The sequence below is a fragment of the Pseudomonas sp. AC247 genome, from assembly GCF_979258015.1.
The window spans coordinates 4,484,962-4,501,221 of the sequence record NZ_OZ409829.1 but is presented as its reverse complement, the minus strand read 5'-3'; the positions used below and the strand labels follow the sequence as shown (position 1 = coordinate 4,501,221).

Genomic DNA, 16,260 nt, shown 5'->3' with positions numbered 1-16,260 from the left:
AGCCCCGCCTGACTCAGTCAGGCGGGGCTTTTACGTTACAGCAGGGCGCTTAGTTCGAGCTGACTGCCGAACGCGGCACAACCGGCTGGTTGTCGTTGGAAATGGTCACTTCCACACGACGGTTCATCGCACGACCCGACACGCTGCCGTTCTCGGCAACCGGGTATTCCTTGCCGTAGCCCTGAGCAACGATGCGCGCTGGATCAACGCCCATTTTCACCAGAGCAGTACGCACGGAATTGGCGCGACGCTCAGACAGCGTCTGGTTGTGGCTCGCAGTACCGGTGCTGTCGGTGTAACCCTCGACAATCACTTTGCGATCCGGGTTTTCCTGGAGGAACTGCGCCAGTTTGTTGATGTTGACCAGACCGCTGGATTTCAGGTCAGCACGGTCGGTGGCGAACAGTACGTCACCGAAAGTCACCAGCGTACCGCGATCGGTCTGCTTGGCGTTCAGGCTGTCCTGCAGCTGTTTGATCTGCTGATCGCGAGCATCCAGACGTGCCTGGGCACGTTGGGCAGCGGCGTTCTTCAGATTGTTTTCAGCGGTGCGCAGGGCGATGGTCTGCTTGGCCACTTCTACGCGCTGATTGGTCAGGTAAGCCAGTTGGTCAACCTTGGCCGCGTCTTGCTTGTCCAGATAAGCCTTGTCGGCCTTGTCCAGGTAATCACTGGCGTCTTTGGTTTCCAGCGCTGCGACTTTGCTCGCTTGCGGGTTGGCTTGCAGACCCGAGTAGTTGGTGCGCGCGTTTTCCAGATTCGGGTTAGGTGGGGTCGAGCAGGCAGCCAGAGCGACACTTGCGGCCAGAAGAGCGGGGATCATCAGTTGCTTACGCATAATTTTTCGTCCTTTCTATCGATAAAAGTTTCAGCGTTGCGATCGGGATGCGCGCTTACTGCACAGTGCGCTGACTTTCCTGACGCAGTTCCTGAACACCTTTCTGGGAATCCTTGACAGCCTGTTCGGCTTTCATCGCCTGAGCCTTGCGTTCAGCGACGCGAGCGTCCCATTCGGCTTGCTCGGCGAGGGTGCGCGCTTCGTCATACTTCTTGTCGTGCATGGCGATTTCGGCTTGTTTCAGTTTGTCCTGCGCTTGCTTCATTTCGACCGCCGCGAACTCGGTACCGCCAGCGCTTACTGCGCTGTTGACTGCCGATTGGGTCACGGCGTACTGCTCGGTCGGCGGGTTACCGGCGCAACCGGCCAGTACAAAGCTGGTACCGATTGCCAGGGCAGCCAGTTTCAGACCGCGCAGGTGGGTAAACGAGGTTTGGTTTTTCATGGTCTTCAACTCCATTAGGCATCTCCTGAAAACAACTAAATCCATCCTGGTCGAGGAGCCGAAAGCGTCGTATCCAAGCGCGTTTTTGAAACGCTCGTTCCAGGCGTGGTTACAGCTTCCGACCGGAGGCGTTTTTCAAAAGTTCAGAAAAGATGGCCTATCGCCTAAATAATTTTTGACCGAATGGACAAGGCTCTGGGACGGGAACTTTGGCGGGTTGAAGCGGTACGCGCGGGGAAAAAAGACGTAATTTTGGAGCTAAATTACAATTCCCGTGGGAGCTGGCTTGCCAGCGATGGGGCCATCAGATTCAACACATCGGCGACTGCACTGACGCCATCGCTGGCAAGCCAGCTCCCACAGGTTTTGAGGCGTTAGAAGTTTAGTGTTTTTGCTTGCCGGCAGCGGCCGAGAGGTCATGCAAATGGCGGCGCGACAGCGCGAGAAACCGTGGCGTAGGCCCCACATCTTCGTACAGCGGATCACCTTCCTCATCCGTCGCCACCACCGTCGAACCCTTCACATACGGCAGGCTCGCTTCAAACTCTTCAAGGGCGGCGCCGATCAGTTCGCCGAGCAGTTCTTCGGCATGCCGTTTAGGGTACATCTCGGCAATCGCTGCCAGTCGCGCAGCCGCTTCAACGTCCAGATGAATCGTGTAGCCAGTGTCAGTCAGGCGACCTTTGGCGTTTTCTTCCCAATGCTGGGCGAGTTCACGAATTTTCATGATGACCTCATTTCGCACCTGCTCATGGCAGGTCTGGGTGAGTGTCCGCCGGGGCCGGCGGCAAGCCGTTGTACGGCTTACTGTTGAGACTAGCTTTCGGCCACAAGGTTTAAAGTCCCTTGGTCGGATGCTTGTAAGAAGCGGCGTAGAGCGGCACTCTCTAGGTCATGCACTTGTTTCTAAGCCGTCCGGATTACTGCTGGGGAATTGCTGATGACCGATATTGATGCACGCTTGCGCGAAGACGTTCACCTGCTCGGAGAGCTGTTGGGCAACACCATTCGAGACCAGTACGGCGAGGCGTTCCTCGACAAGATCGAGCAGATTCGCAAGGGCGCCAAGGCCGATCGCCGTGGCTCGATGGACGCTGAACTGAGCGCCAGCCTCAATCAATTGAGCGAGGACGAACTGCTCCCGGTGGCGCGCGCGTTCAACCAGTTTCTCAATCTGGCGAACATCGCCGAGCAGTATCAGTTGATCCATCGGCGCGAAGAGTCGCAGCCGGCGCCGTTCGAGTCCCGCGTGCTGCCTGAGTTGCTCGCGCGTTTGCGCAACGAAGGCCACAGTGCCGAATCGCTGGCGCGGCAACTGGCGCGACTGGAGATCGAACTGGTGCTGACTGCGCACCCGACCGAAGTCGCACGCCGCACGCTGATCCAGAAGTACGACGCGATTGCCGCGCAACTCGCCGCGCAGGATCATCGCGACCTGACCAGCACCGAACGCGAACAGATTCAAAACACCCTGCAACGCTTGATTGCCGAAGCCTGGCACACCGAAGAAATCCGCCGCACACGACCGACGCCGGTCGATGAAGCCAAATGGGGTTTCGCGGTGATCGAGCATTCGCTGTGGCAGGCGATTCCCAACCATATGCGCAAGGCCGACAAGGCCTTGTTTGAAGCGACAGGCCTGCGCTTGCCGCTTGAAGCTGCGCCGATCCGCTTCGCTTCGTGGATGGGCGGCGACCGTGATGGCAACCCTAACGTCACCGCTGCGGTAACCCGCGAAGTGTTGCTGCTGGCGCGCTGGATGGCCGCCGATTTGTACCTGCGTGATGTCGATCACCTCGCCGCCGAGTTGTCGATGCAGCAGGCCTGCGAGGCCCTGAAAGCCAAGGCTGGCGACAGCGCCGAACCGTATCGGGCGGTGCTCAAGCAATTACGCGAACGTCTGCGTGCCACACGTAACTGGGCGCACGCCTCACTGGCGGCGAACACCCCGGCGCCGGCCGATGTGCTGCACAACAATCGCGACCTGCTCGATCCGCTGGAACTGTGTTTCAACTCGCTGCACGAGTGCGGCATGGGCGTGATCGCTGACGGCCCGCTGCTCGATTGCTTGCGCAGGGCGGTGACCTTCGGCCTGTTCCTCGTGCGCCTCGATGTGCGCCAGGATTCGTCTCGACACAGCTCGGCGATGACTGAAATCACCGACTACCTCGGCCTCGGTCGCTACGAAGACTGGGACGAAGAGCAACGCACCACCTTCCTGACCCGCGAACTGAGCAATCGTCGGCCGTTGCTGCCCGCGCATTTCAGGCCATCGGCCGACACCGCCGAAGTGCTCAACACCTGCAAGGAAATCGCCGCGGCGCCGGGCGCCTCGCTCGGTTCCTACGTGATCTCCATGGCCGGCGCCGCTTCCGATGTGCTCGCCGTGCAACTATTGCTCAAAGAGTCCGGCGTACTGCGACCGATGCGCGTGGTGCCACTGTTCGAAACCCTCGCCGACCTCGACAACGCCGGGCCAGTGATGGAGCGGTTGTTGTTGCTGCCGGGTTACCGCGCACGGCTGCAAGGCCCGCAGGAAGTGATGATCGGCTACTCCGACTCGGCCAAGGACGCCGGCACCACAGCCGCGGCCTGGGCGCAATATCGCGCGCAGGAGCGCTTGGTGGAAATCTGCCGTGAGCAGCAAGTCGAACTGCTGCTGTTCCACGGTCGCGGCGGCACCGTAGGCCGTGGCGGCGGCCCGGCGCACGCGGCGATTCTGTCGCAGCCACCGGGTTCGGTGGCGGGGCGTTTCCGTACCACCGAGCAGGGGGAAATGATTCGATTCAAATTCGGCCTGCCGGACATTGCCGAGCAAAACCTCAATCTGTATCTGGCGGCGGTGCTTGAAGCGACCTTGCTGCCACCACCGCCACCGACCCCGGAATGGCGCCATCTGATGGATGAATTGGCGGCTGACGGTGTCAGCGCCTATCGCCAGGTGGTGCGAGAGAATCCGCAGTTCGTCGAGTACTTCCGCCAGTCCACCCCGGAGCAGGAACTGGGTCGTTTGCCGCTCGGCAGTCGGCCGGCCAAACGTCGCGCGGGCGGTATCGAGAGTCTGCGAGCAATTCCGTGGATCTTCGGCTGGACGCAAACGCGGCTGATGCTGCCGGCGTGGCTCGGCTGGGAATCGGCGTTGAGCAAAGCACTGGAACGTGGCGAAGGCGAGTTGCTCGGGCAGATGCGCGAGCAGTGGCCGTTCTTCCGCACGCGTATCGATATGTTGGAAATGGTGCTGGCCAAGGCTGACGCGGATATTGCGCTGTCCTACGATCAGCGTCTGGTCGAGCCGGACTTGCTGCCGTTGGGCGCGCAGTTACGCGACCTATTGTCGCAGGCGTGCGCGGTGGTGCTTGGTCTGACTGGCCAGTCGCAGCTGCTGGCACATAGCCCGGACACCCTCGAATTCATCCGTTTGCGCAACACCTACCTCGACCCGCTGCATCTATTGCAGGCCGAGTTGCTGGCGCGTTCGCGGCAGCAGGAGGTCGAGCAGGGCAGCCCGGTGGAACAGGCGCTGCTGGTGTCTGTGGCGGGGATTGCCGCCGGTTTGCGTAACACCGGCTAAGGTTTCTGTCGTGGCGCGCGGCACCGGTCACAAACGCCGAATGCCGCTTTGCCTGCCCGGCGAAAGTGCCGTCAGGCGACAGTTAATGATGGGGTTGCGACTTGGGTTACCGCGTCGCGAGGTCGCGGGGGGCGTCGGTTTCTCCGACTTTTGGCGTCTTGTGTGGGCGCAGCCTGCTGTGTATCTTGATCAGCCTTTGGCCGTTTGTGCGGCCACGACCCGTATTTTCAGGATTCGTCCCAAGAGGCGAATCCTTTGTTTTGTAAAAGCTTTTTATAAAAAAATTGAGGAGCACATCTAATGCGCGTCATTCTGCTGGGAGCTCCCGGGGCCGGTAAAGGTACTCAGGCTAAGTTCATCACCGAAAAATTCGGCATTCCACAAATTTCCACTGGCGACATGCTGCGTGCAGCGGTCAAGGCCGGTACTCCACTGGGCGTGCAAGCCAAGAGCATCATGGATGCCGGCGGCCTGGTGTCGGATGACCTGATCATCGCACTGGTTCAGGACCGTATCGCTCAGCCAGACTGCGCCAACGGTTTCCTGTTCGACGGCTTCCCGCGCACCATTCCGCAGGCTGAAGCACTGGTCACCGCCGGTGTCGAGCTGGACGCTGTGGTTGAAATCGCTGTTGAAGACGAAGAAATCGTTCAACGCATCGCCGGCCGTCGTGTTCACGAAGCCAGTGGCCGCGTTTACCACATCGTCTACAACCCGCCGAAAATCGCTGGCAAAGACGACATCACCGGCGAAGAGCTGGTACAGCGCAAGGACGACACCGAAGAAACCGTGCGTCATCGCCTGTCGGTCTACCATTCGCAGACCAAGCCGCTGGTGGAGTTCTATCAGAGCCTGTCCGCGAAAAACGCTGGCAAGCCGAAGTACAGCCACATCCCGGGCGTTGGTTCGGTCGATGCGATCACCGCCAAGGTGCTGGCAGCGCTGAGCTGAAAAGTCTGAATCGCAGCATCATCCACGGCCCGCTTGCGGGCCGTAGTTGTTTATACTGACGCACTTTTTCCCACCCCTGTTTTGGAAACATCGATGAGCACCTTGCTGGCCCTGGACACCGCGACTGAAGCTTGCTCCGTTGCCTTGCTGCATGACGGCAAGGTCACGAGCCATTACGAGGTGATCCCGCGCCTGCACGCGCAGAAGCTGTTGCCGATGATTCAGCAACTGCTGGCCGACGCCGGCACTACGTTGCGGGCGGTCGATGCGATCGCTTTCGGTCGCGGGCCGGGCGCGTTTACCGGTGTGCGGATTGCCATTGGTGTAGTGCAGGGGCTGGCATTTGCGCTGGAACGGCCGGTGTTGCCGGTGTCCAACCTGGCGGTGCTGGCGCAGCGCGCGTTGCGTGAGCATGGCGTGAGCCAGGTCGCGGCGGCCATCGATGCGCGCATGGATGAGGTGTATTGGGGCTGCTACCGCGAGACGGCGGGGGAGATGCGCCTTGTTGGCGCTGAAGCGGTGCTGCCGCCGGAAGCGGCGGCGTTGCCGGCGGATGCCAGTGGCAAGTGGTTCGGTGCCGGCACCGGTTGGGGTTATGCCGAGCGCATCGCCGTCCAACTGACGGGCTCCGACGCCGGCATGCTGCCCCACGCCGAAGACCTGCTGACCCTGGCGCGCTTCGCCTGGGAACGCGGCGAGTCGATCCCGGCGGACGACGCACAACCGGTTTACCTGCGCGACAAAGTCGCCACCCCCAAAGCTCGCTGATCTGTTTGCAGTTTCCCGGTGCTGAGAGGATTTAGTGGTGAGGACATTTTGTGGCGAGGGGATTTATCCCCGTTGGAGTGCGCAGCACTCCCCTGCATTTTTCCAGTGACACCGCATTCTCAGGATTTACGACTGCTGCGCAGCCGAACGGGGATAAATCCCCTCGCCACAATGATCTCACCCAAGGCCTCCACCAAGCTTCCCGCCAAAACCCAGTGTGACATTCCGCAAATCCTGCCAATCGTCAGTTTCCACCCTCCGGTTTTAAACCTTTTGCGCTTTATGTGTTCTAGTTATCACTCGGCGATTTGCTAAGTCGGTCAGGTGCCGCTAAATTGCCATCATCGATACCGAGCATGAATTTATGCGTATAGACGGCCTCTCCTCTCAGTCCTATCCCATCAAGCGCAAGCCTCGCAAAGGCAATGTGACCGTGGATGAATCCGTCGACGATATCGACGGTGAGCTGGAATTTCCGAGCGAAGAACAACTGGCCGCCCGAGCTGCCAAAGCCTCTGCGCAACGCCTGAGCAATCTGCCTGCCCGTCAGCAAGACATGATCTACCACCGTGCGATGAAAAAGAGCGTGGCCATGGCCCTCGCCAGCTACCTGAGCACGGCCGGTTTTGTCGATTGGGATGCGGACGTGCTGGGCCTCGATCTGTACATCTGATGGCGCTGCCTTACTACCTCGGTTGCCCGTCCTGGAGCGAAAACGCCTGGCGCGAGTACCTCTATCCGCAAGACGCCAAAACCTCTGATTTTCTCAGCCTGTATTGCCAGGTGTTCAACGCTGTTGAAGGCAACACGACCTTCTACGCCAGCCCGTCGCCCGCCACCGTGCAGCGTTGGACCGAGGTCATGCCCGCGCACTTTCGTTTCACCGCCAAATTCCCTGGCGATATCAGCCACAGTGGTGACCTGCGCGAACAACTGACCGCCGCCGAGACTTTCCTGCAGTTGCTCAAGCCGCTGGGTGAACGCGTGTCGCCGCTGTGGCTGCAACTGTCGAAAAGCTTCACGCCGCATCGGCTGCCGGAACTGGCGGCGTTCATTGATGCGCTGGATTGCCCGCTGGCGGTGGAAGTGCGCCATGAACAATTCTTCGCCAAAGGCGAGAGCGAACGCCTGCTCAATCGCTTGTTGCTCGACCGTGGCGTCGAGCGCATCTGCCTTGATCCGCGCGCGCTGTTCAGTTGCCTGTCGACCGAGTCCTCGGTGATCCACGCGCAATCGAAAAAGCCCCGCGTGCCGACGCGTCCGGCGGCGTTCACACAATTCCCGCAGGTACGTTTCATCGGCCATCCCGAGCTTGAGGCCAACGACACGTTCCTCGTGCCGTGGGTGGCGAAAATCGCCGAGTGGATCGAAGAGGGGCGCACGCCGTACATCTTCCTGCACACCGCCGACAACTTGCTGGCGGCGAAGCTGGCGCAACGTTTTCATGCACAACTGATGCAACGTTTGCCTGGCTTGCCGTCCCTGCCTGAGCTATACAGAGAACCCGCCGCCGAGCAACTTGGCCTGCTCTGAGGCGGTTTTTTTGCCCTGGAGTCTGCCGATGGACGCGCAAACCGTTAAAGCCCACGCCTTCAAAGCGCTGCATGAGCGTTCGCAGATTTTCGTCATTCCCAATCCATGGGATGCCGGTTCAGCGAAGATGCTCGCCAGCCTCGGCTATCAAGCCTTGGCAACGACCAGCGCCGGTTATGCATTTTCCCAAGGCAAGGCCGATGGTGCGTTGAGTCTCGATGAGACCTTGGCCAACGTCCGCGCGATTGTCGCCGCGACCGATTTGCCGGTGGCGGTGGATCTGGAAAACGGTTTCGCCGATGACCCGGCCGAGTCCGCAAAAAGCCTGTTGCGCGCTGCCGAAGCGGGCGCAGTCGGTGGCTCGATCGAAGATGCGACGGGCCGACCGGACGCGCCAATCTACTGTTTCGAACATGCGCTGGCGCGCATCGAAGCCGCCGTCGCCGCGGTGCGCACGCTGCCGTTCCCCTTCATCCTCACCGCCCGTGCGGAGAACTATCTGCACGGCAATCCTGACATCAACGACACCATTCGCCGGCTAAAGGCTTTCGCTGACGCGGGCGCCGACGTGCTGTACGCGCCGGGTTTGCGCAATGCCGAAGAAGTGCGGGCGGTGGTGCGCGCGGTGGCGCCGAAACCGGTCAACGTGTTGATGTCTGGCGGTTTGAAACTGACCGTGCAGGAGCTGCAGGACATGGGCGTGCGCCGTATCAGCACAGGTTCGGCACTGGCGCTGGCGGCGTTCGGCGAGTTCTTCCGCGCTGCCGAAGAGATTCAGCAATCGGGCACGTTCGGGTTCACCTCGCAGTCGATGCCGTACGCCAAAGCCAATCAGTTCTTCAAGGACTGAGCATGGGGCGATGGATTGCCCTGACGGTGCTGCTGCTCATCGGCGGCGCTGTCGTCAGCGTCTGGCGCGGCTGGCTGGAGGTGCCGCCACAGTGGAATCCGTGGGCACCACTGGACGTCAAAGCCGCGCCCAACTGGCTCACCGGTTACAAGCTGATGCGTTTGCGCAGCGACCGGCAACTTTGTGCTCAGGCCTTGAGCAGCTCCGATCTGCGCGTCACGCGACAATCCGACAGCCCCGACGCCAAGTGCCCGCTGATCGGCGCTTTGCGCGTGCAGGGCGGTGAGGTGGCGCTGAGCAGCAGTTTCCTCGCCAGTTGTCCGCTGGCAGTCGCCTACGCCATGTTCGAATACCACACTCTGCAACCCGCTGCGCAAGCTGCGTACGGCGAGAAAGTCGTGCGCCTCGACCACCTCGGCAGCTTCGCCTGCCGCAATATCTACAACCGCGAGAGCGGCGCACTCAGTCGCCACGCCAGCGCCGATGCGTTGGACATCGCCGGGTTTCGTCTGGCCGACGGCCGCAGCATCAGCGTGCTCAAGGATTGGCCCAAGCAAAACCAGCACGCGCAGTTTCTGCGCCAGGTGCGCGACGGCGCCTGCGAGGCGTTCAGTGTGGTGTTGAGCCCGGATTACAACGCCGCCCATCGCAATCATTTTCATGTCGATGTCGGGCGTTGGAGCGTGTGTCGCTGAGGCTTAAGCGGCGATGCGCAGGTTCTGCAGAACGATCGGGCGTGCCCAGCCGTTATCGAAGTCCAGGGCCTTCTGTTGCTCGACGATTTCTTCCGGCGGGAACGGCGGATAAGGTTTTTGCAGCAGATCGAGGTCGAATTCGGCAATCGGCAGGTACAGCGGTTTCTTCTGCGGCGCGGCACCTGGCTCGGGTACTGGCTGGCCATTGTTGATCACGATTGGCCGTACCCAGCTGCTGTCGAAATCCTGCTGTTCTTGCTGAGCTTTCAGTTCTTCTGCCGGGAACGGTGGGAAAGGCTTGTCCAGCAGTTCCGTTTCGAACTCGGCGATCGGCAGGAACAATGGCTCCGGCGGGCGCACTTCGGTTTCCACCACATCGCATTCGCGCTGGCTGACGATGTGCGCGTGCAGGTCGCTGCCGATGGTCGGCTCTTCAGTGCTGCTCAGATCAACCGGTGGAAATGTGCCGCAGGCCGGCACCACATCACTCGACTGCTCGGCCATCGCCTGGGCAAAGAAATCCTGCCACAGATGACTGACGCCGCTCAGTGCTTGAGTGTTTTGACGGCTAAAGTCGCCATGGGGCGAGATGTAGCCAATCGATGTGGGAAGAATGCCTGACATTTTTTTCGGTTGACGCTCAGCTCTGGCAAAATGCGCGTTGAATGAGTTATCGGCGGTTTTTGCCGCTCCTTGAATTTTTGAGCGTGTTTTCCATGATTGAGCAACCCGCGGCCTGCCGCATTTATGTTCAGGCCCTCGGCCCGACGTTTGAAGTGCAAGCCGAGCATTGGGCCGAGCGTCTCGGTCTGCCGCGTGAGGGGGCGGACGGCGAGTTTGCCTTGCAGGTCGGCGAGCAGGGTTTGCAGCTGCAACAGCTGGGCCCGGACGCACCAGGGCCGGTGCGGGTCGACTTCGTTGAGGGCGGCGCGGCGCATCGGCGTTTATACGGTGGCGGCAGCGGGCAGATGATCGCCAAGGCTGTCGGCGTCGCACAAGGCGTGCGCCCACGCGTGCTGGATGCTACGGCGGGGCTGGGCAAGGACGCGTTTGTGCTGGCCAGCCTCGGTTGCGAGATGAGCCTGATCGAGCGTCAGCCGTTGATTGGCGCGCTACTTGAGGATGGTCTGGCGCGCGGTGCTGAAGATTTCGAGGTCGCGCCGATCGTGGCGCGGATGAAATTGCTCAAAGGCAATTCCATCGAGGTCATGCAGAACTGGGAAGGTGAGGCACCGCAGGTGATCTACCTCGACCCGATGTTTCCGCACCGTGAGAAGACCGCGCTGGTGAAGAAGGAAATGCGCCTGTTCCGGCCGCTGGTGGGCGATGATCCGGATGCGCCGGCGCTGTTGCAGGCGGCTTTGGCCCTGGCGACGCACCGGGTGGTGGTCAAGCGACCGCGCAAGGCACCGTGCATTGAGGGGCCTAAGCCGAGTCATGCGCTGGATGGCAAATCGAGCCGCTACGATATCTACCCGAAGAAAGCGCTCAAGCCTTAAAACCGAGTCGCTTCTATCGCTGGCAAGCCAGCTCCCACAGGGTTCAGCGGTGTGCAGACGATTTGTGATCACACCCAAATCCTTGTGGGAGCTGGCTTGCCAGCGATGGCGTCAGTGCCGACAGCGCAAAAGTCAGGGCTTGTATGCGCGCATAAACAGCCCCACCACTTCCTCGATATGGCTCTGCGAAGCCTCTTCGCTCAACGGCTCCCCACAGCCATACAACAACCGAAAATTCCCCGCACCTTTGATCAGGCAAAAGAAATGCTCGGCCGCATTACGCGGCAGGTCGATGTTCAGCGCGCCCGTCTCATGGATGCGCGTCAGCAGCCGCTCCATCCCCAGCACCATGCGTTGCGGCCCCGCCTCGAAGAAGATCAGCGACAACTTCGGATCCTGACTGCCCAGCGCCATGATCAAACGGTGCAAATTCACCGATTCATCGCTGTTGATCAGGTGATGGAAGCCTCGGGCAATGTTCAGCAACACATTTTCCACGGCAATGCCTTCGGGCAATTCGAAGAACAGTGGCGGTAATTGCTCCTCGCATTTGGCCACCACGGCGGCGGAGAACAGCGTCTCCTTGTCGTTGAAATGGCTGTAAACCGTCAGCTTCGACACGCCGGCCTCGCTGGCGACCGCGTCCATGCTGGTGTTGGCATAACCATGACTCAGAAACAGAGTTTTCGCGGCGTCGAGGATCGCCTGGCGCTTGGCCAGATCCTTGGGACGGCCCGGGCCGTTTGGAGCTGCAAGATTGTTCGACATTCTTCGCTTTTATTACTGGACTGGTGAGTTTGCTATTAATAACATACCGGCCAGTATAATTATTCCAAGCAGCATTAGCGAAAGGTCCATCACCATGTTCCGTCATGCACTGCATTTCACGTGGCCATTTGCATTGCCAGTGAGTCTGGCGTTGTTATTGTCCGCATGCGGTCAGGAAGAGGCGACGCAAGTCAGCGTGCGACCGGCCATGGTGGTGCAGCCAGAGCCTTCGGCGCAGGCGATGGAAAGTTATCCGGGCGAGGTGCGCGCCCGCTATGAACCGGATCTGGCTTTCCGCATCGGCGGCAAAGTCAGCCGACGACTGGTCGATGAAGGTCAGCGCGTGAAGGCTGACCAAGCGCTCGCCAAACTCGATCCGCAGGACGTGCGCCTGCAACTCGAAGCCACCCGCGCACAGGTCGCTGCCGCCGAAGCCAATCTCAATCTGGTGCGCGCCGAGCGCGATCGCTACAAGACCCTGATGGACCGGCAGATGGTCAGCCGTTCGGCCTACGACAATGCCGAAAACCTTTACCGTTCCGGTGAAGCCCGCCTTAAACAAATCAAAGCTGAATTCAACGTTTCGACCAATCAGGCCAGTTACGCGGTGCTGCGTGCGCCGCAGGATGGCGTGGTGGCCAAACGTTCGGTGGAAGTCGGGCAAGTGGTGGCCGCCGGGCAAACCGTGTTCACCCTCGCCACTGATGGCGAACGTGAAGTGCTGATCAGCCTGCCGGAGCAGAGCTTCGGCCGCTTCAAGGTCGGTCAGCCGGTCACCGTCGAGCTGTGGACGCAGCAGAATCAGCGCTTCGCCGGGCAGATCCGTGAACTGTCGCCCGCCGCCGATCCACGCTCGCGCACCTTCGCCGCACGCATCTCTTTCACCAGTGGCAAAGTCCCGGCGGAGTTGGGCCAGAGCGCTCGCGTGTTCGTGCAATCGGCCGATGCCGTGTCGCTGTCGGTGCCGCTTTCGGCACTCACCGCTGAAAACGGCGCGACCTACGTTTGGGTCGTCAACGGCAACAACACGGTGAAGAAAACCCCGGTGCGCATCGGCCCATTCGGCGAAAAAACCGTGCCGGTGCTCGAAGGATTGAACGCCAGCGACTGGGTAGTGGCGGCTGGCGTGCATGTATTGCTCGAAGGGCAGCAGGTGCGTCCGGTGGATCGCTCCAACCGTGTGGTCAATCTGGCGGACAAGGAGTAAGCCCCGATGCGCTTCAACCTTTCCGAATGGGCGCTGCGTAATCGCCAGATCGTACTGTTCCTGATGCTTTTGCTGGCCATTGTCGGCGCGTTGTCCTACACCAAACTCGGCCAGAGTGAAGACCCGCCGTTCACCTTCAAGGCCATGGTCATCCAGACTCGCTGGCCGGGCGCGACGGCTCAGGAAGTCTCGCGCCAGGTCACCGAACGCATCGAAAAGAAACTGATGGAAACCGGCGAGTACGAGCGCATCGTCTCGTTTTCACGTCCCGGTGAATCGCAGGTGATGTTTATCGCCCGCGACTCGATGCATTCCAAGGATATTCCCGACCTCTGGTACCAGGTGCGCAAGAAGGTCAGCGATATCCGCCAGACCTTGCCGCCGGACATTCAGGGGCCGTTCTTCAACGATGAATTCGGCACCACGTTCGGCAATATCTATGCGCTGACCGGCGATGGTTTCGATTACGCAGTGCTCAAGGATTACGCCGATCGCATCCAGATCCAGCTGCAACGGGTCAAGGACGTCGGCAAGGTCGAGCTGCTCGGTTTGCAGGACGAAAAAATCTGGGTCGAACTGTCCAACGTCAAACTGGCAACCCTCGGTTTACCACTGGCGGCGGTGCAACAGGCGCTGCAAGAACAGAACGCCGTGTCGACCGCCGGGTTCTTTGAAACCGGTAGCGAGCGATTGCAGCTACGGGTCTCGGGGAATTTTCAGACAGTCGATGAGATAAGAAACTTCCCGATCCGCGTCGGTGATCGTACGTTCCGCATCTCCGATGTCGCTGATGTGCGTCGGGGGTTCAATGATCCTCCGGCACCGCGCATGCGTTTCATGGGCGAAGACGCGCTGGGTCTGGCAGTCGCGATGAAGGATGGCGGCGATATTCTCGTACTCGGTAAAGCGCTGGAAGTCGAGTTCTCGCGCATCCAGAAAAATCTGCCGGCCGGCATGCAATTGCGCAAGGTCTCCGATCAGCCGGCAGCAGTGAAAACCGGGGTTGGCGAGTTCGTCCAGGTGTTGGTCGAAGCGCTGGCGATCGTGTTGCTGGTGAGCTTCTTCTCCCTCGGCGTGCGCACCGGGATGGTCGTCGCGCTGACCATTCCGCTGGTGCTGGCGATGACTTTTGCCTGCATGTATTACCTGGGCATCGGCCTGCACAAGATTTCCCTCGGCGCGCTGGTGCTGGCGCTGGGTCTGTTGGTGGACGACGCGATCATTGCTGTGGAAATGATGGCGATCAAAATGGAGCAGGGCTTCGATCGCATCCGCGCCGCGAGTTACGCCTGGACCAGCACGGCGTTCCCGATGCTCACCGGTACGTTGATCACCGCTGCCGGGTTCTTGCCCATTGCCACCGCGCAATCGGGCACTGGCGAATACACGCGCTCGATCTTTCAGGTGGTGACCATTGCGCTGCTCGCGTCATGGGTGGCGGCGGTGGTGTTTGTGCCGTATCTGGGGGAAAAGCTCCTGCCGGATCTGGCGAAAATTCACGCGGCCAAACATGGCTCCGGCGATGGTCAACCCGATCCGTATGGCACGCCGTTTTATCAGCGGGTTCGGCGTTTGGTCGAGTGGTGTGTGGTTCACCGCAAGACTGTGATTGTGTTGACGGTAGGACTGTTTATCGCCTCGGTGATGTTGTTCCGCTTCGTGCCGCAGCAGTTCTTCCCGGCCTCCAACCGGCTGGAGTTGATGGTTGATCTGAAGTTGGCCGAAGGTGCCTCGCTGGCCAATACCGCCGCAGAGGTCAAACGACTGGAAGCGATGCTCAAGGAACACGCCGGCATCGACAACTATGTGGCCTATATCGGCACCGGTTCGCCGCGTTTCTACTTGCCGCTGGATCAGCAATTACCGGCCGTAAGCTTTGCGCAGTTTGTGGTGTTGGCCAAGACCATCGAAGAGCGTGAGGCGCTGCGCAGCTGGTTGATCGCGACGCTTGATGAACAATTCCCGGCCATGCGCTCACGGGTTACGCGCCTGGAAAACGGCCCGCCGGTAGGTTATCCGGTGCAGTTCCGGGTGACCGGTGAACACATCGAAGAAGTCCGCGCGCTGGCGCGAAAAGTTGCGGCGAGGGTTCGCGAGAATCCGCATGTGGTCAATGTGCATCTGGATTGGGAAGAGCCGAGCAAAGTCGTGTACCTGAACATCGATCAGGACCGCGCGCGGGCGCTGGGCGTGAGCACGGCCAATCTGGCGAAATTCCTGCAGAGTTCGTTGACCGGGTCGAGTGTCAGTCAGTATCGCGAAGACAATGAGTTGATCGAGATTCTGCTGCGCGGCACGGTGCATGAGCGTACTGAGTTGTCGCTGTTACCGAGTCTGGCGGTACCGACGGATAACGGTCGCAGTGTGGCGTTATCGCAGGTTGCGACGTTGGAATACGGCTTCGAAGAGGGGATTATCTGGAGCCGCAATCGTCTGCCGACGGTGACGGTGCGGGCGGATATTTATGGCAAGGAGCAGCCGGCGACGCTGGTGAAGCAGATCATGCCGACGCTGGACCCGGTTCGGGCTGAATTGCCTGACGGCTATTTGCTGGAGGTCGGTGGCACGGTGGAGGATTCCGAGCGTGGGCAGAAGTCGGTGAATGCCGGGGTGCCGATGTTCATCGTCGTGGTGCTGACATTGCTGATGGTGCAGTTGCGCAGTTTTTCGCGCACGGCGATGGTGTTTTTGACGGCGCCGCTGGGGTTGATCGGGGTGGTGTTGTTTTTGCTGGTGTTCCGTCAGCCGTTCGGGTTTGTGGCGATGTTGGGGACGATTGCGTTGTCCGGGATGATCATGCGCAATTCGGTGATTCTGGTGGATCAGATCGAGCAGGATATTGCCTCGGGACTGAGGCCTTGGCAGGCGATTATCGAGGCGACGGTGCGGCGGTTTCGGCCGATTGTGTTGACGGCGCTGGCGGCGGTGCTGGCGATGATTCCGTTGTCGCGCAGTGTGTTTTTCGGGCCGATGGCGGTGGCGATCATGGGCGGGTTGATTGTTGCTACGGCTTTGACGCTGTTGTTTTTGCCGGCGTTGTATGCGGCTTGGTTCAGGGTTCGGCGGGAATCCGTTTGAGCTTGGCGGCCTTTGGGCCGACCATGCTCTGGGTGTTCTTTGTGAATATCCGTTTCT

The 16,260-nt window shown here is 60.3% G+C and carries 15 protein-coding genes; 10 read left to right on the top strand and 5 right to left on the bottom strand.

Annotation, left to right across the window (positions count from 1 at the left end):
- Positions 1-49: 49 nt before the first annotated feature.
- The 3 genes from ACZZ0B_RS20530 to ACZZ0B_RS20520 form a co-directional block, all read right to left on the bottom strand.
- Positions 50-838: a lipotoxin F family OmpA-related protein LptF gene (locus ACZZ0B_RS20530; protein WP_008078369.1), complete on the bottom strand. Its 789-nt coding sequence runs from the start codon at positions 836-838 to the stop codon at positions 50-52.
- A gap of 55 nt (positions 839-893) precedes the next feature.
- Positions 894-1,298, bottom strand: a complete 405-nt coding sequence (locus ACZZ0B_RS20525; RefSeq protein ID WP_440093435.1) for a DUF4398 domain-containing protein — start codon at positions 1,296-1,298, stop codon at positions 894-896.
- A 367-nt stretch (positions 1,299-1,665) separates the two neighbouring features.
- Positions 1,666-2,010 carry a hypothetical protein gene (locus ACZZ0B_RS20520; protein ID WP_008078374.1) on the bottom strand — a complete coding sequence of 115 codons (345 nt, stop codon included), beginning with the start codon at positions 2,008-2,010 and terminating at the stop codon, positions 1,666-1,668.
- A gap of 213 nt (positions 2,011-2,223) precedes the next feature.
- On the opposite strand from ACZZ0B_RS20520, the gene ppc reads away from it, so the two are divergent.
- The 7 genes from ppc to ACZZ0B_RS20485 all read left to right on the top strand — a co-directional run bounded on the left by ppc (position 2,224) and on the right by ACZZ0B_RS20485 (position 9,651).
- Positions 2,224-4,854, top strand: coding sequence for a phosphoenolpyruvate carboxylase (gene ppc / locus ACZZ0B_RS20515; RefSeq protein WP_463546115.1), 2,631 nt, complete (start codon positions 2,224-2,226; stop codon positions 4,852-4,854).
- A 300-nt stretch (positions 4,855-5,154) separates the two neighbouring features.
- Positions 5,155-5,805, top strand: a complete 651-nt coding sequence (gene adk, locus ACZZ0B_RS20510; protein WP_008078383.1) for an adenylate kinase — start codon at positions 5,155-5,157, stop codon at positions 5,803-5,805.
- 93 nt (positions 5,806-5,898) lie between these two features.
- Positions 5,899-6,573, top strand: a complete 675-nt coding sequence (gene tsaB / locus ACZZ0B_RS20505) for a tRNA (adenosine(37)-N6)-threonylcarbamoyltransferase complex dimerization subunit type 1 TsaB (protein WP_463546114.1) — start codon at positions 5,899-5,901, stop codon at positions 6,571-6,573.
- A 364-nt stretch (positions 6,574-6,937) separates the two neighbouring features.
- Entirely contained in the window at positions 6,938-7,246 is a 309-nt protein-coding gene (locus tag ACZZ0B_RS20500) for a hypothetical protein (protein WP_463546113.1), read from the top strand.
- Positions 7,246-8,106: a DUF72 domain-containing protein gene (locus ACZZ0B_RS20495; RefSeq protein ID WP_463546112.1), complete on the top strand. Its 861-nt coding sequence runs from the start codon at positions 7,246-7,248 to the stop codon at positions 8,104-8,106. Before ACZZ0B_RS20500 ends, ACZZ0B_RS20495 begins: the two co-directional genes overlap by 1 nt.
- A 28-nt stretch (positions 8,107-8,134) precedes the next feature.
- Entirely contained in the window at positions 8,135-8,956 is an 822-nt protein-coding gene (locus ACZZ0B_RS20490) for an isocitrate lyase/PEP mutase family protein (RefSeq protein WP_463546111.1), read from the top strand.
- A 2-nt stretch (positions 8,957-8,958) separates the two neighbouring features.
- Positions 8,959-9,651, top strand: a complete 693-nt coding sequence (locus ACZZ0B_RS20485; RefSeq protein WP_463546110.1) for an extensin-like domain-containing protein — start codon at positions 8,959-8,961, stop codon at positions 9,649-9,651.
- Between the two features lie 3 nt (positions 9,652-9,654).
- Here ACZZ0B_RS20485 and ACZZ0B_RS20480 read toward each other — a convergent pair whose 3' ends face one another.
- A complete protein-coding gene (locus tag ACZZ0B_RS20480) occupies positions 9,655-10,275 on the bottom strand; it encodes a hypothetical protein (protein ID WP_008078403.1) in 621 nt (206 codons plus the stop codon).
- 92 nt (positions 10,276-10,367) lie between these two features.
- Here ACZZ0B_RS20480 and ACZZ0B_RS20475 point away from each other — a divergent pair, with 92 nt between their 5' ends.
- A complete protein-coding gene (locus ACZZ0B_RS20475) occupies positions 10,368-11,150 on the top strand; it encodes a class I SAM-dependent methyltransferase (RefSeq protein ID WP_463546109.1) in 783 nt (260 codons plus the stop codon).
- Positions 11,151-11,282: 132 nt separating this feature from the next.
- Here the strand turns inward: ACZZ0B_RS20475 and ACZZ0B_RS20470 are convergent, their stop codons facing one another.
- Positions 11,283-11,918 carry a TetR/AcrR family transcriptional regulator gene (locus ACZZ0B_RS20470; RefSeq protein WP_158830714.1) on the bottom strand — a complete coding sequence of 212 codons (636 nt, stop codon included), beginning with the start codon at positions 11,916-11,918 and terminating at the stop codon, positions 11,283-11,285.
- 94 nt (positions 11,919-12,012) lie between these two features.
- Between ACZZ0B_RS20470 and ACZZ0B_RS20465 the strand changes: the two genes are divergently transcribed.
- Together ACZZ0B_RS20465 and ACZZ0B_RS20460 are read left to right on the top strand one after the other, a co-directional pair.
- Positions 12,013-13,125: an efflux RND transporter periplasmic adaptor subunit gene (locus ACZZ0B_RS20465; RefSeq protein ID WP_463546108.1), complete on the top strand. Its 1,113-nt coding sequence runs from the start codon at positions 12,013-12,015 to the stop codon at positions 13,123-13,125.
- 6 nt (positions 13,126-13,131) lie between these two features.
- Positions 13,132-16,203 (top strand): efflux RND transporter permease subunit, encoded by a 3,072-nt coding sequence (locus ACZZ0B_RS20460; protein ID WP_463546107.1) that lies wholly within the window; start codon positions 13,132-13,134, stop codon positions 16,201-16,203.
- The last annotated feature ends 57 nt before the right edge of the window (positions 16,204-16,260 follow it).